Source organism: Thiomonas bhubaneswarensis (assembly GCF_001418255.1).
Lineage (GTDB): Bacteria > Pseudomonadota > Gammaproteobacteria > Burkholderiales > Burkholderiaceae_C > Thiomonas > Thiomonas bhubaneswarensis.
This window is the reverse complement of record NZ_LIPV01000001.1, coordinates 467,906-481,276: the sequence shown is the minus strand read 5'-3', so window position 1 is coordinate 481,276 and position 13,371 is coordinate 467,906. Positions and strand designations below refer to the sequence as shown.

The window sequence follows — 13,371 nt, the reverse complement described above, 5'->3', positions numbered from 1 at the left end:
CCGGTCAGGATGCGATCGGTCAGGCGCTCTACGCCTGCGCGGGGGCTGCTTCGGCCTCGCTGGGCTTGTGCCGCTTAGGCGGCGGCTGAATCGTGGCCGCGACGACGAGCCACAGTGCCGCAAGCGCCGCGGCCGCCAGGAACACGCCTTCCTTGCTGGCGTATTGGGCCAGCAAGCCGCCCACGGCACCCCCGGCGAACAAACCGAGCGATTGCCCGGTGTTGTAGATGCCCAGCGCCAGGCCCTTGCGGTTGGGCGGCGCGGTGCGCGACACCAGCGAGGGCAGCAGCGCTTCCATCACATTGAAGGCGAGGAAGAAGAAGAACAGCGCGGCGATGAGCGCCACCGGGTGCTTGTAGCCCGCGGCGAAGCCCAGCATGGTGAGCACCAGCAGCGCCACGCTGCCGACGAAGACGGGTTTCATGTAGCCGTACTTCTCGGCCCAGATGATGCCGGGGATTGCCAGGGCGAACGAGATCAGCGTGACGGGCAGATAGACCATCCAGTGGTGCAGCAGCGGAATGCCGGCGTACTGCACCAGCGCCACGGGCACGACCACGAACATGCTCACCTGCAGAAAGTTGACGACGAAGATCGAGAAGTCGAGCTTGAGCAGCGCCGGGGTGAATACCGCCTTGGCCCAATGACCCTCGATCTCTTCGGAGTAGGTGCTCATGGGCGCGGGCGGTACCACCCAGATGACCACGGCGATGGCCACGATGGCGAGGATGCCGGTGAGGTCGAACATGCCGGGCACCGAGATGGCGTGATAGACCGGCGGGCCCGCCACCAGCGAGAGGATGAAGGCAAAGCCGATGGTCATGCCCACCATGGCCATGGCCTTGGTGCGATGCTGCTCGCGGGTGGAGTCGGCAATCATGGCGGAAATGGCGGCCGAAATGGCGCCCGAGCCCTGAATGGCGCGGCCGATGATGATGAGGTAGAGGTTGTCGCTCGCCCCGGCCACGAAGGAGCCGATGGCGAACAGCACCAGCCCGAACACCATCACCGGCTTGCGCCCCAGCCGGTCGCTGGCCACGCCGAAGGGAATCTGCATGATGGCCTGGGTGAGGCCGTAGATGCCCAGCGCCAGACCGACGAGAAACTTGTCGTGCCCATGTGGCAGATGCTGCGCATAGACGGCGAAGACCGGCAGGATGAAAAACAGCCCGAGCATGCGCAGGCCGTAGATCGACGCCAGCGTGTTGCTGGCACGACGCTCGGCCGGGGTCATGGCATCGGCGGCGGTGGAGGGTGATCGTCGGGAGGATTTGGAAGCCATGGTCTGGAGTTCGAAAGGACCGCTGCACGCATCGGGGCGCGCATGAGCGGTCGCTTGATGAAGGCCTGCGCACGTACACGTGTACACGTTTGGAGCAAGCTGCGATTTCCCCGCATTTTCGCGCAAGCGCCGAGCCGTTTCGTCACGGAATCTGTCGAGAAGTGCCCGTGTTTACATGCCGTTTCATCCGAAGCTCTCTTTAGGCTAGGAGTCTGTCGGGCTTGGGGCGCGGATGGCGAAAAAAGGGGCATGTGGCGACGGCTTTTTGCCCCATAGCGGGACTATGGGACAAAAAGACGCTGCCGCAGGGCGCCACAGGGCCATTTTGCAGCCTGCGATCCTCAAGTCCGACTGACTCCTGGTTTGTGCTGTTCGCGTCGCTCGAATGTCCGTGTTGGGGTCGGATCGCTTCGGCACCTTATAGTGTCGGGTTGGTTTTTTTCCGCTTGCTCCCATGATCGACCTCACCCCTTCGTCTGAACCGCTGGCCAGTGTGCAGGGCGAGGCGCTGATTCGCGTGCGCGGGGCGCGGACTCACAATCTGAAAAACATCTCGCTCGATCTGCCGCGCAACAAACTGGTGGTCATCACCGGGCTGTCGGGTTCGGGCAAGTCGTCGCTGGCTTTTGACACGCTGTACGCCGAAGGGCAGCGCCGCTATGTGGAAAGCCTGTCGGCCTATGCGCGGCAGTTTCTGCAGTTGATGGAAAAGCCCGACGTCGATCTGATCGAAGGGCTTGCCCCGGCGATTGCCATCGAGCAGAAGGCCACCAGCCACAACCCGCGCTCCACCGTGGGCACGGTGACGGAAATCCACGATTACCTGCGGCTGCTGTACGCCCGCGCGGGCACGCCGCATTGCCCCAACCATCCCGACGAGCCCTTGCAGGCGCAGACGATTTCGCAGATGGTCGATGCCCTCGTCGCTTGGCCGCAGGGGCGTCGTCTGCTCATCCTTGCGCCTCTGCCGACGGGCCAGACCGGAGCGTCGGCAGCCGGGCGGCTGGCGGCGCTGCGGGCGCAGGGCTTCGTGCGCTTTCGGCTCGATGGCGTGGTGGTCGATGCGCAGAGCCTGCCCGGCCCCGATGCACCGGCGCCGCAGCGCATCGAGGTGGTGGTGGACCGCATCAAGACCGGCCCCGATCTGCGCCAGCGTCTGGCCGAGAGCCTGGAGACGGCGCTGCGCCTGTCCGATGGCCAGGTCGGCGCGCTCGACGCCGACAGCGGCGAGCTGACCACCTTCCACAGCCGCCCCACCTGCCCGGTCTGCGGTTTTACCGCGCCGCTGCTCGAACCGAAGATGTTTTCCTTCAACAATCCGGCCGGCGCCTGCCCCACCTGCGACGGGCTGGGGCAGGTCGAGCGCTTCGACCCGGCGCGGGTGGTGGCGCACCCCGAGCTCAGTCTGGCCAGCGGCGCGATTCGCGGCTGGGACCGGCGCAACGCCTTCTACTTTCAGATGCTGCAGGCGCTGGCCGCGCATTACGGCTTCGATCTCGACACGCCCTACGAGCAGTTGCCGCAGCCGGTGCGCCAGGTGCTGCTGCATGGCAGCGGGGCCGAGGCCATCGCCTTCACCTATCTCAACGACCGCAACAAGCCCACGGTCAAGACGCATGCGTTCGAGGGCATCGTGCCCAATCTGGAGCGCCGCTGGATCGAGACCGACAGCCCGGCGGTGCGCGAAGAACTCGCGCGCATGCGCACCGTGCAGACCTGTCCCGACTGTCTGGGAGCGCGTCTCGGGCCTGTGGCGCGCAACGTCACCGTCGGCGGCGAGCGGTTGCAGGCTTTGGCGCATCGTCCCCTGCGCGAGCTGCACGACTGGTTCGAGGCGCTGCGGCTCGAGGGCCAGCGCGCCGAAGTGGCCGCGCGTCTGGTGCACGAGATCGGCAGCCGCCTGCGTTTTCTCATCGACGTCGGGCTTGACTACCTCACCCTCGACCGCAGCGCCGACACCCTGTCGGGCGGCGAGGCGCAGCGCATTCGCCTGGCCAGCCAGATCGGCTCGGGGCTGACCGGGGTGATGTACGTGCTCGACGAACCCTCCATCGGCCTGCACCAGCGCGACAACGACCGACTGATCGCCACCCTCAAACGCCTGCGCGATCTGGGCAACAGCGTGCTGGTGGTGGAGCACGACAGCGACGCCATCCTTTGCGCCGATCATGTCGTGGACATGGGGCCCGGCGCGGGTGAGCACGGCGGGCGCATCATCGCCCAGGGCACACCGCAGCAGGTCATGGCCGATCCCAACTCGATCACCGGCGCTTATCTGAGCGGCCAGCGCAGCGTGTTTCGCGGCAAGCCACGGCAAAGCGCCGCGCCCGAAAAGTGGCTTACCCTGAGCGGGGCCTGCGGCAACAACTTGCACGACGTCACCGCGCGCTTTCCGCTGGGGCGCATCACCTGCGTGGCGGGGGTTTCGGGCTCGGGCAAGTCCACCCTCATCAACGACACGCTCTATGCCGCCTGCGCTCGCGAGCTCAACCGCGCGTCTGTGGAGCCCGCGCCCTATGCCACCCTCGACGGGCTCGATCAGCTCGACAAGGTGATCGCGGTCGATCAGTCGCCCATCGGCCGCACGCCGCGCAGCAATCCGGCCACCTACACCGGGCTGTTCACCCCCATCCGCGAGCTTTACGCGCAGACCCCCGTGGCGCGCGAGCGCGGCTACGACGCCGGACGCTTCTCCTTCAATGTGAAGGGCGGCCGCTGCGAGGCGTGCCAGGGCGACGGCGCGGTGAAGGTGGAAATGCATTTCATGCCCGACCTCTACGTGCCCTGCGACGTGTGCGGCGGCCAGCGCTACAACCGCGAAACGCTGGAAGTCACCTACCGCGGCCTGAGCATCGCGCAGGCGCTCGACCTCACGGTGGAGCAGGCGCTGGAAACCTTCTCGGCCGTGCCCGCCATCGCCCGCAAGTTGCAGACGCTCAAGGACGTGGGGCTGGGCTATATCCGCCTCGGCCAGTCGGCCATCACCCTGTCGGGCGGCGAGGCGCAGCGGGTGAAACTCGCGCTCGAACTCTCCAAGCGCGACACCGGCCGCACCCTCTACATCCTCGACGAGCCGACGACAGGCCTGCACTTCGCCGACATCGAACTGCTGCTGGGCGTGCTGTTCCAGTTGCGCGAAGCGGGCAACACCATCGTCATCATCGAGCACAACCTCGACGTGCTCGCCAGCGCAGACTGGATCGTCGAGCTCGGCCCGCAAGGCGGCGCAGGCGGCGGCCGTTTGATCGCCGAAGGCACGCCCGAAGCCATCGCCTCGCATCCCGACAGCGTGACCGGGCCGTACCTGGGGCGGGTGCTGCGAATGGCGTAAGACGAAAACACTCCGAAGCTGTTACCTTCGCGCCCATCGTCGATGTCAACAGCCCCTGCGGGCCAAGGAGGGTGAGATGGGACTCATCGGATTTCTGATCATCGGTCTGATCGCGGGTTGGCTTGCAGGCAAGATCATGCGCGGCGGTGGCTTCGGCGTGCTGGGCGATCTGGTCGTCGGCGTGGTGGGCGCGTTCATCGGCGGCTTCGTGTTCCGCGCGCTGGGGCTGTTTCCGGGCGCGGGCATCCTGCCCAGTCTGATCGTGGCGACCATCGGCGCCATCATCCTGCTGTTCCTGATCCGGCTGGTGAAAAGAGCCTGACAACTTTTGCAGGTTGGGCGACGAAAAACGTCGACGGGTGCCGCGTCTTGATGGCGCGCGCCCGGCGGCGCCTCAGGTTCAGCCCAGCGTCACCCGGGCGAACTTGCGTTTGCCCACCTGCAGCACCACCGTGCCCGCTGCGAGCTTGAGGGTGCGGTCATCGGCGACCGTGCCGTCGATGCGCACGCCGCGCTGTTCGATCATGCGCACGCCCTCGGCGGTGGAGGGCACCAGCCCGGCCTGCTTGAGCGCCTGCGGCAGGGCGAGCCCGCCTTCAGGCAGGGACAGGCGCAGTTCGGGAATATCGTCGGGAATGCCGCCGCTGGCGCGCAGGGCGAAGTCGGCCTCGGCCGCGTCGGCCGCGACGGCCGAGTGGAAGCGCGTGACGATTTCGCGCGCCAGCATCACCTTGGCGTCTTTGGGGTTGCGCCCGGCCTGAACTTCAGCCTTCAGCGCGGCAATTTCGCTCATCGGGCGGAACGACAGCAGCTCGAAGTAGCGCCACATCAGCGTGTCGCTGATGGAGAGCAGCTTGGCGAACATGGTCGCGGGCGGCTCCTGGATGCCGATGTAATTGCCCTTGGACTTGGACATTTTTTCCACGCCGTCCAGCCCTTCGAGCAGCGGCATGGTGAGAATGCACTGCGGCTCCTGGCCGTATTCGCGCTGCAGTTCGCGCCCCACCAGCAGATTGAACTTCTGGTCGGTGCCGCCGAGTTCGAGATCGCTCTTGAGCGCCACCGAGTCGTAACCCTGCATCAGCGGGTAGAGCAGCTCGTGCATGGCAATCGGCACGCCTTCCTTGAAGCGCTTGGTGAAATCGTCGCGCTCGAGCAGCCGCGCCAGGGTGTATTTGGCGGCCAGGCGGATCATGCCGTCGGCTCCCAGCGGCTCGCTCCACTCGGAGTTGTAGCGAATCTCGGTTTTCTGCGGATCGAGCACCAGACTGGCCTGGGCGTAGTAGGTCTCGGCGTTAGTCTTGATCTGCTCGAGGGTCAGCGGCGGGCGGGTGGCGTTGCGCCCGGAAGGGTCGCCGATGCGCGAGGTGAAGTCGCCGATGAGAAAAATGACCGTGTGGCCCAGATCTTGCAACTGTCGAAGCTTGTTGAGCACCACCGTGTGGCCGATATGAATGTCGGGAGCGGTGGGGTCGAGGCCGAGTTTGATGCGCAGGGGCTGGCCGGTTCGGGCGCTGCGGGTCAGTTTGGCGATCCAGTCGGCCTCCACCAGCAGTTCGGCGCAGCCGCGCTTGGTGATGTCGAGGGCCTGGCGCACGCCGTCCGGCAGGTCTGCGGGGGAGTTTGAGTCGGTCATGGGGGAAATCAAAATGGAGGTGAAGCGGGCTGCTAGACTCGCGCCTTTGTCCGTGCTGCACCCTGTTTCAGGGGTGCAGTGTATTCGGTGCCACAGCGTGACTGTTGGAGCCCGGCGCTCAGCCGGGTGGGTTCCAGCCGCGCCCAGGGTGTGCTCGAAGGCGCATGGTTCGCCTCGCAGCCCGTTGTCGGTGGAGCCATCACGGTGTCGGAAACAGGGTTTCTGGCGCCACTTTCCATTGTCGGGCTTCCGGCCTGAAGTGTGAGGAGTGGGAATGTCTTTTGTCGAATTCAGGCAGGCCGCCGCGCAAAGCGCGCAGGCCTGGGGCCGCGATCTGACGGTCTGGCTGCATCAGCATCACAAACGGGTGTTGGCAGGCGTGGGGGGGAGCTTGCTGTTGACCAGCGCCGCCGCCTTCGCGCTGGCTTACGAAGGTCCGCAGGCGCATCCGCCGGCGCCCACCTGGGTGAGCGTGGCCGTGGCGAGCACCGCGCCGCAGCAGGCCGACCAGCTCTCCGTCGCCGATGAGGTGGTTTACACCACCGCGCATGTGCGGGCGAACGATACGGTCGAGTCGCTGCTGCGCAGGCTGCAGGTGACCGATCCGCAGCAGTTGCGCCAGCTCAGCGCGAGCGCCGAGATGCGTGCGCTGGTGAGCGGCGATCCGGGCCGCGTGGTGAGTGCCCAGGTGAGCAATCTGGGTGAGATGCAATCCCTTCAAGGCCGCCTGCCCGGTCTCAAGCCGGTGGAGGGTGGCCCTGCGGACGCCCGCCAGTGGCGCGAACTCAGTGTGAAGGCCACGCCCAGCGGCTGGGACGTGCAGACCCAGTCGCGCACCGTGAAGGCGGCCCTGCGCGTGGCCAGCGGCACGGTGAAAACCACTTTCTTTGCCGCAGCCGACGAGGCCGGCATGCCGCACAACGTCGCTTCGCAGCTGATCGACGTGTTCGACACCCAGATCAATTTCCGCCGCAATCTGCGTCCGGGCGACCGCTTTAACGTGGTCTACCGGGTGTACCAGGCGCAGGGCCAGACGCTGACCGACGGCCGCCTGGTGTCTGCGGAATTCGTCAATCAAGGTCACGACTACAAGGCCGTCTGGTTCGATGCCAAGGGCGATACCAAGGCCTCGGGCTATTACGCCCCGAATGGCGATAGTCTGAGCCGCGCCTTCCTGCTGTCGCCCCTGCCTTACGACCGCATCACCTCCGGCTGGGGCTGGCGCGAAAACCCGGTGATGCACTTCCACGAGTTTCACAAGGGCATCGACCTGGCCATTCCCGTGGGCACGCCGGTCAAGACCATCGCCGATGGCCGTGTGGTGTACGCCGGCTGGGGCACGGGCTACGGCAAGTACGTCAAGGTCGAGCATCCCGGCGGCTTTGCCACCATCTACTCGCACCTGAGTGCCTTCAAGGTGCATGTGGGCGAGCAGGTCAAGCAGGGCGAGGTGGTGGCGCTGTCGGGCAACACCGGCTGGTCCACCGGGCCGCACCTGTACTTCCAGTTCTTCGTCCACGGCACGCCGGTCAACCCCTTGACCATCGCGCAATACGCGCCCAAGGGCACGCCGGTGCCCGCCGCGCTGCGCGCCGAATTCCTGGCCCAGACCAAGGAGCCGCGGCAGTTGCTGGCGCTGATCGACGGCGGCGCCGATGCGGTGATGCAGGCCGACGCCGCCACCGGCAAGGAGGCGCGGCATGGTTGATCTTTCCCGTGGCAAGCTCGCCGTCCTGCGGCTCACCCAACTGTCCGCCTCGGTTTACTCGGCGCTGCGCGCCCATCCGCGTCGCCTCGCCGCAGGCGTGGGCGGTGCGCTGTTGCTGAGCAGCGCCGGGGCCTACGCCCTGGTTGAGGCCCAGCCGCAACTGCCCCCGCGCGCCACGGTGGCGACCGAGTTCGACGCCCAGGTGCTGGCGCAGACTGCCGCCATCGCCGACGCCGATCTGCGCTACACCCATAGCACCACCGTGCGCCGCCAGGACACGGTGCAGCAACTGCTGCGCCGTCTGGGCGTCACCGACCCCGAGGCCGTGCGCCAGCTCGGCTCGGATGCGCGCATGCGCGCTCTGGTGACGGGTGGGGCGTCGTCGCAGCCGGTGCGGGCCGTGGTCAATGCGCAGGGCGAACTGCTTCAGCTCGATGCCATGCTGCCCCTGCCCAGCGATATCGACCCCTACGCCGTGCCGGTGTGGCGTGAACTGCAGGTGCGCTCGGCCGCGGACGGCGCGCTGAACGTGGCAACCGTTGAGCGCCGCATGGAGGTGCGCACCCGGCTGGCGTCGGTGCCGGTGCGCGGCGCTTTGAGCACCGCGCTGGCGCAGTCCAGCGTGCCCGCGTCCGTCGGCACCCAGCTCATCAAGGTGTTCGCACCCCAGATCGATCTGCGGCGCAGCCTGCGCCGTGGCGACCAGGTGGCGCTGGTCTATCAGATGCACACCCTCGACGGCCGCGACATGCGCCCCGGGCGCCTGCTCGCCGCCGAGGTGCGCAGCCGTGGCGTGGTGCGGCAGGCCGTCTGGTTTGCCAGCCCTGGCGATACCACCGGCGCCTATTACACCCCGGCCGGCATGGGCCTCGAAAAGACCTGGGCGTCTTCGCCCCTGCCCGGTGCCAAGGTCACCTCACCCTTCGGCATGCGCACCCACCCGGTGCGCGGCACGCGTGAAATGCACGAAGGCGTGGACTTTGCCGCGCCCATCGGCACGCCCGTGCCCAGCGTGGCCGAGGGGCGGGTGAAGTTTGCCGGGGTGCAGAGTGGTTACGGCAACGTCATCAAGATCAACCATGCCGGTGGCTTCGAGACGGTTTACGCTCACCTGAGCAGCATCGCCGTCAAGCCCGGGCAGACGGTCAGCGAAGGCCAGATCATCGGTAAGACCGGCAATTCCGGCACGTCCACCGGACCGCACCTTCATTTTGAATTCCATGCCGCCGGGCGTCTGATCGACCCGTTGCGCATGGCCAGCTATGTGCCCCAGGGCAAGCCGCTGCCGCCGGGCGAGAAGGCTTCCTTCTACGCCGCCACGGCGGTGATGCGCAACCAGCTCGCGCAGGCCGCGGGCAGCGACGACGCAGTCCGGCTGGCGCGTGTTGATTGAGAGAGAGGGTGTGAACAAATCCGCCATGGCCGCTCATCGCACCCCAGGGGCCCCACTCGGCGTTGCAAATGCTCGCCGTGCTGGCGGGCACGGCTGTGCTTTGCGCCTTGATTGGAGCCCCTGGGATGCGCTGCTCGGCCACGCCGGATTCATTCACACCCTCTGATCCCGCCTCGCTCTACATCGGCCTGATGTCGGGCACCTCGCTCGACGGGGTCGACGGCGTACTGCTCGACAGTCCGCTTGCTGGCGGAACACCCCAGGTGCGGGCGCATGCCGCGCGCCCTTTTCCTGAGGGATTGCGCGCCGAGTTCCTCGCGCTCAATACTGCCGGGGCAGACGAGTTGCATCGCGGCGCCCTCGCGTCGCTCCAACTCGTGGAGCTCTACTCAGCCGTGGTCGCGGACTTGCTGCAGTCCACGGGGCTGAAAGCCTCCGCAGTGCGCGCCATCGGTGCGCACGGGCAGACGGTGCGTCATCGCCCCGACCTCGGCTACACCGTGCAGTTGGGCGCGCCCGCCCTTCTCGCCGAGCGTTGCGGCATCGCCGTGGTGGCCGATTTCCGCAGCCGCGACGTGGCGGCTGGTGGCCAGGGCGCGCCGCTGGTGCCCGCCTTTCACCGCGCCGTGTTCGCCCAGCCCGGAGCCGATGTCGCGGTGCTGAATCTGGGCGGGTTTGCCAATCTCTCCCTGCTGTTCGCCGATGGCCGCACCCTCGGTTTCGACACCGGCCCGGGCAACGCCTTGCTCGACCATTGGGCGCAGCGCCACATCGGCCAGGCGTTCGACGAAGGCGGCGCATGGGCGGCAGGCGGAGTGGTGTTGCCGGAACTGCTGCGCGCCTTGCTGGCCGATCCGTTCTTTGCCCGCGTCGCGCCCAAGAGCACCGGGCGCGACGACTTCCATCCCGCCTGGCTCGAACGCCACCTGGCGCGACTGCCTGAGCCCCCCGCGCCGCAGGACGTGCAGGCCACGCTGTCGGCACTGACCGCGAGCAGCGTCGCGCAGGCGCTGCTGCGCGCCATGCCGCAGGTCGCGCAGCTCGTGATCTGCGGCGGCGGCGCGCGCAACGCCGATTCTCTGCGCCGCCTTCAGGCCACATTGCCCGGCGTGGCTTGCCAAACCAGCGATGCGCTCGGCATTCCCGCCGATCAGGTCGAGGCCGCTGCCTTCGCCTGGCTGGCACGGCAAACCTTGCTCGGCCTGCCCGGCAACCTGCCCGCGGTCACCGGCGCGGCCGGGCCGCGCATCCTCGGGGCGATCTACCCGGCGTGACAACCGGACGCCGACAGACTCCTGTCGGCATGTCATGCCGAAGTCGGCACTGGCTCGCGGTGCGTGAGCAGATCCACATGGCCGCGCAAAAAGTCCAGAAAGGCCTTGGCGACCACAGACAGTTCCTTGTCGCGTGGCCAAACCACATACCAGTGGCGTCGGATGGGGAAGTTCTCCACGTCGAGCACCGCAACCTCGTCGAGACGCGGGTCGGCATGCAGGGTACTGAGAGACAGGATGCCCAGCCCCAGCCCGCCAGCGACTGCCTGCTTGATCGCCTCGTTGCTACCGAGTTCCATGCGCACACTCAAGCTAAGACCGCGTTCGCGAAACACCCGCTCCACGGTCAGCCGCGTGCCCGAGCCGTGCTCGCGCAGGATGAAAGGCTCCTTGGCGACTTCGTCCAGGGTGATATCGCTGCGCCCGGCCAGTGGATGCGTCGCCGCGGCCAGCACGACCAGGGTGTTTTCCAGAAAGGGCTCGCGCACGATGTCCAGATCGTCCGGCGGTACGCCCATCACATACAGATCGTCCTGATTGCGCGCCATGCGTTCGAGTACGCGGTCGCGGTTGACTACTTCCAGCGCGATGTCGATGCCGGGATAGGTATTGCAGAACGGACCGAGCAAACGCGGCATGAAGTATTTGGTGGTGGTCACCGTGGCGATGCGCAGCCTCCCCTGCTTGATGCCTTTCAGGTCGGCGATGGTCTGCTCGAACCGGCCCCAGGTCTCCAGCCATCCACCGCAGGTGGCATACAGCGCTTCGCCTGCCTGGGTGAGATAGATGCGCTTGCCGATCTGCTCGAGAAGAGGCAGCCCCACGGTCTCTTGAAGCAAGCGAATCTGCTTGGACACCGTGGGCTGGGTGACGTGCTGCTCGTCGGCCGCGCGCGAAAAGCTGCGCAGCCGCGCTACGGCCTCAAAGGTGCGCAATTGACGCAGGGTGACATGCAGCATCGGGTCGCTCCGGCAATGTATAGCTTTAAGGCAATGGTTTTTATGATAACAATTCATTAGAGTTTTGTTGGAGCTCTCCCTAGACTGCCTCCCCATCCAAAGCGTGCCCATTCCGGCGGCGCTGCGATCAATCCAAGGAGAGCCCCATGACGGACATCACACCTGCTATTTCTCCCGCCATCGGCCTGGTGCCCCCTGCGGTGCTCTGGCTGGCCGGACTGGTCGGCAGCCGCTGGGCTGCGGCACGGCCTTCCGCTGTCGCCAGGCTCAATACGGCGGCTGCCTGGGCCGCTTTCGCCGCAGCGACAGGCATCGCCGCCATCTTCGCGCTGAAGCCGCCTGTGGCGTGGACTGCGTTTTCCATTGCCCTGCCGGGCGATGTGGGCGCGTTTTCGCTGAGCGTCTACCTGAACGCGGTCACCCTGGTGATGCTGCTGCTGGTTTCCTTCGTTGGCGTGATCGTCTCGCGCTATGCCCGCACCTACCTCGATCGCGAAGTCGGGCAGGGGCGGTTTCACCTGTGGCTGATGTGGACCCTGGCGTCCATCCTGACGCTGATCGTCAGCGGCAATCTGCTGCTGTTCGCGCTGGCGTGGATGTCCACCAGCCTGTGCCTGCATCAGTTGCTCACGTTCTACCGCGAGCGTCCGGCGGCGATGCTCGCGGCGCACAAGAAGTTCGTCGCCAGCCGCATCGGCGATGCCGCACTGCTGCTGGCGGTGCTGCTGATCGGCAGCAACCTGCACACCCTGGAGCTGCCCGAGCTGTACGCACGGCTGGCGGCGCCGCTGCAGCCGCTGCCGCTCGGCCTGCAGGCGGCGGCTCTTTTGGTCGTGGTCAGCGCGGCGCTGAAGTCGGCGCAGTTTCCGCTGCACGGCTGGCTGATCCAGGTGATGGAGGCGCCCACGCCGGTTTCGGCGCTGCTGCACGCGGGCATCGTCAATGCCGGGGCGTTCCTGGTGCTGCGCATGAGTCCGCTGATGTCGCAGTCCGGTCTGGCGCTGGCGGTGCTCGCGCTGATCGGTCTGACGACGCTAGCGCTGGCCTCGCTGGTCATGCTCACCCAGACCAGCATCAAGGTGTCGCTGGCCTGGTCCACCACCGCGCAGATGGGGTTCATGCTGCTCGAATGCGGCCTGGGCCTCTATAGCCTGGCGATGCTGCATCTGGTGGCGCATTCGCTGTACAAGGCGCATGCGTTTCTGGCCTCCGGCAGCGGGGTGGACGGCTTTCGCGCCCCGGTGGTGCGCTATTCCAGTTCCCGCGGCGGCGCGATGCGGACGGTGGGCATCCTGGCCGTTGCCGCGGCGGTGTCCGTCAGTCTGGCGGCCACGTTCGGGTTGGATTGGCGCCAAGAGCCGGCGCTGATCGCCGCTGCGGCCATCGTGTCAGTGGCCACCGCCCAGCTGTTGTTGCAGACCACGGCGGTGCTTGGCGCGGCGCAGTGGCTGCGCGCGGTGGGACTGGCCGCCGTGGTGTGCTCGGCTTACTACCTGCTACATGCCGCATTCGACATGATGTTGCGCGGCAGCGTGCTGCCTCTGCAGCCCGGCGCTGCGGCAGCGCAGGCGTGGCTGGTGCCGCTGGTCATCGCGCTGTTCCTTCTGCTTCTCGGTGCGCAGCGCTTCATCGCCAGCAGCTCCTCAGCGCTGCGTCGGCGCCTGTGGGTGCACCTCTACAACGGCCTGTACATCGACGTGGCGATCACCCGCCTGCTGCAGCGGGCGTGGCCCTCGCCGACGCAGGCCACGCCGCAAACCGCTTCCCACCTTTCGACTGGAGCCTGAC

The 13,371-nt window shown here is 66.9% G+C and carries 9 protein-coding genes; 6 read left to right on the top strand and 3 right to left on the bottom strand.

Annotation, left to right across the window (positions count from 1 at the left end):
- Positions 1 to 28 precede the first annotated feature (28 nt).
- Positions 29 to 1,282, bottom strand: coding sequence for an MFS transporter (locus ASC45_RS02280; RefSeq protein WP_245609916.1), 1,254 nt, complete (start codon positions 1,280 to 1,282; stop codon positions 29 to 31).
- 454 nt (positions 1,283 to 1,736) lie between these two features.
- On the opposite strand from ASC45_RS02280, the gene uvrA reads away from it, so the two are divergent.
- Together uvrA and ASC45_RS02270 are read left to right on the top strand one after the other, a co-directional pair.
- Entirely contained in the window at positions 1,737 to 4,613 is a 2,877-nt protein-coding gene (gene uvrA, locus ASC45_RS02275; protein WP_055449390.1) for an excinuclease ABC subunit UvrA, read from the top strand.
- A 76-nt stretch (positions 4,614 to 4,689) separates the two neighbouring features.
- Complete coding sequence (locus ASC45_RS02270; RefSeq protein WP_055449389.1) at positions 4,690 to 4,935, top strand: GlsB/YeaQ/YmgE family stress response membrane protein; 246 nt, start codon at positions 4,690 to 4,692, stop codon at positions 4,933 to 4,935.
- 78 nt (positions 4,936 to 5,013) lie between these two features.
- Here ASC45_RS02270 and tyrS read toward each other — a convergent pair whose 3' ends face one another.
- Positions 5,014 to 6,249 (bottom strand): tyrosine--tRNA ligase, encoded by a 1,236-nt coding sequence (gene tyrS / locus ASC45_RS02265; RefSeq protein WP_055449388.1) that lies wholly within the window; start codon positions 6,247 to 6,249, stop codon positions 5,014 to 5,016.
- 274 nt (positions 6,250 to 6,523) lie between these two features.
- Here tyrS and ASC45_RS02260 point away from each other — a divergent pair, with 274 nt between their 5' ends.
- The 3 genes from ASC45_RS02260 to ASC45_RS02250 all read left to right on the top strand — a co-directional run bounded on the left by ASC45_RS02260 (position 6,524) and on the right by ASC45_RS02250 (position 10,624).
- Entirely contained in the window at positions 6,524 to 7,957 is a 1,434-nt protein-coding gene (locus ASC45_RS02260; RefSeq protein WP_055449387.1) for a M23 family metallopeptidase, read from the top strand.
- Positions 7,950 to 9,350, top strand: a complete 1,401-nt coding sequence (locus tag ASC45_RS02255; protein WP_055449386.1) for a M23 family metallopeptidase — start codon at positions 7,950 to 7,952, stop codon at positions 9,348 to 9,350. The genes ASC45_RS02260 and ASC45_RS02255 overlap by 8 nt, the downstream gene beginning before the upstream one ends.
- 125 nt (positions 9,351 to 9,475) lie before the next feature.
- Positions 9,476 to 10,624 carry an anhydro-N-acetylmuramic acid kinase gene (locus ASC45_RS02250; RefSeq protein ID WP_055449385.1) on the top strand — a complete coding sequence of 383 codons (1,149 nt, stop codon included), beginning with the start codon at positions 9,476 to 9,478 and terminating at the stop codon, positions 10,622 to 10,624.
- A 32-nt stretch (positions 10,625 to 10,656) separates the two neighbouring features.
- Here the strand turns inward: ASC45_RS02250 and ASC45_RS02245 are convergent, their stop codons facing one another.
- Positions 10,657 to 11,583, bottom strand: coding sequence for a LysR family transcriptional regulator (locus ASC45_RS02245; RefSeq protein ID WP_055449384.1), 927 nt, complete (start codon positions 11,581 to 11,583; stop codon positions 10,657 to 10,659).
- A gap of 146 nt (positions 11,584 to 11,729) precedes the next feature.
- On the opposite strand from ASC45_RS02245, the gene ASC45_RS02240 reads away from it, so the two are divergent.
- Positions 11,730 to 13,370, top strand: a complete 1,641-nt coding sequence (locus tag ASC45_RS02240; protein ID WP_055449383.1) for an NADH-quinone oxidoreductase subunit L — start codon at positions 11,730 to 11,732, stop codon at positions 13,368 to 13,370.
- The last annotated feature ends 1 nt before the right edge of the window (position 13,371 follow it).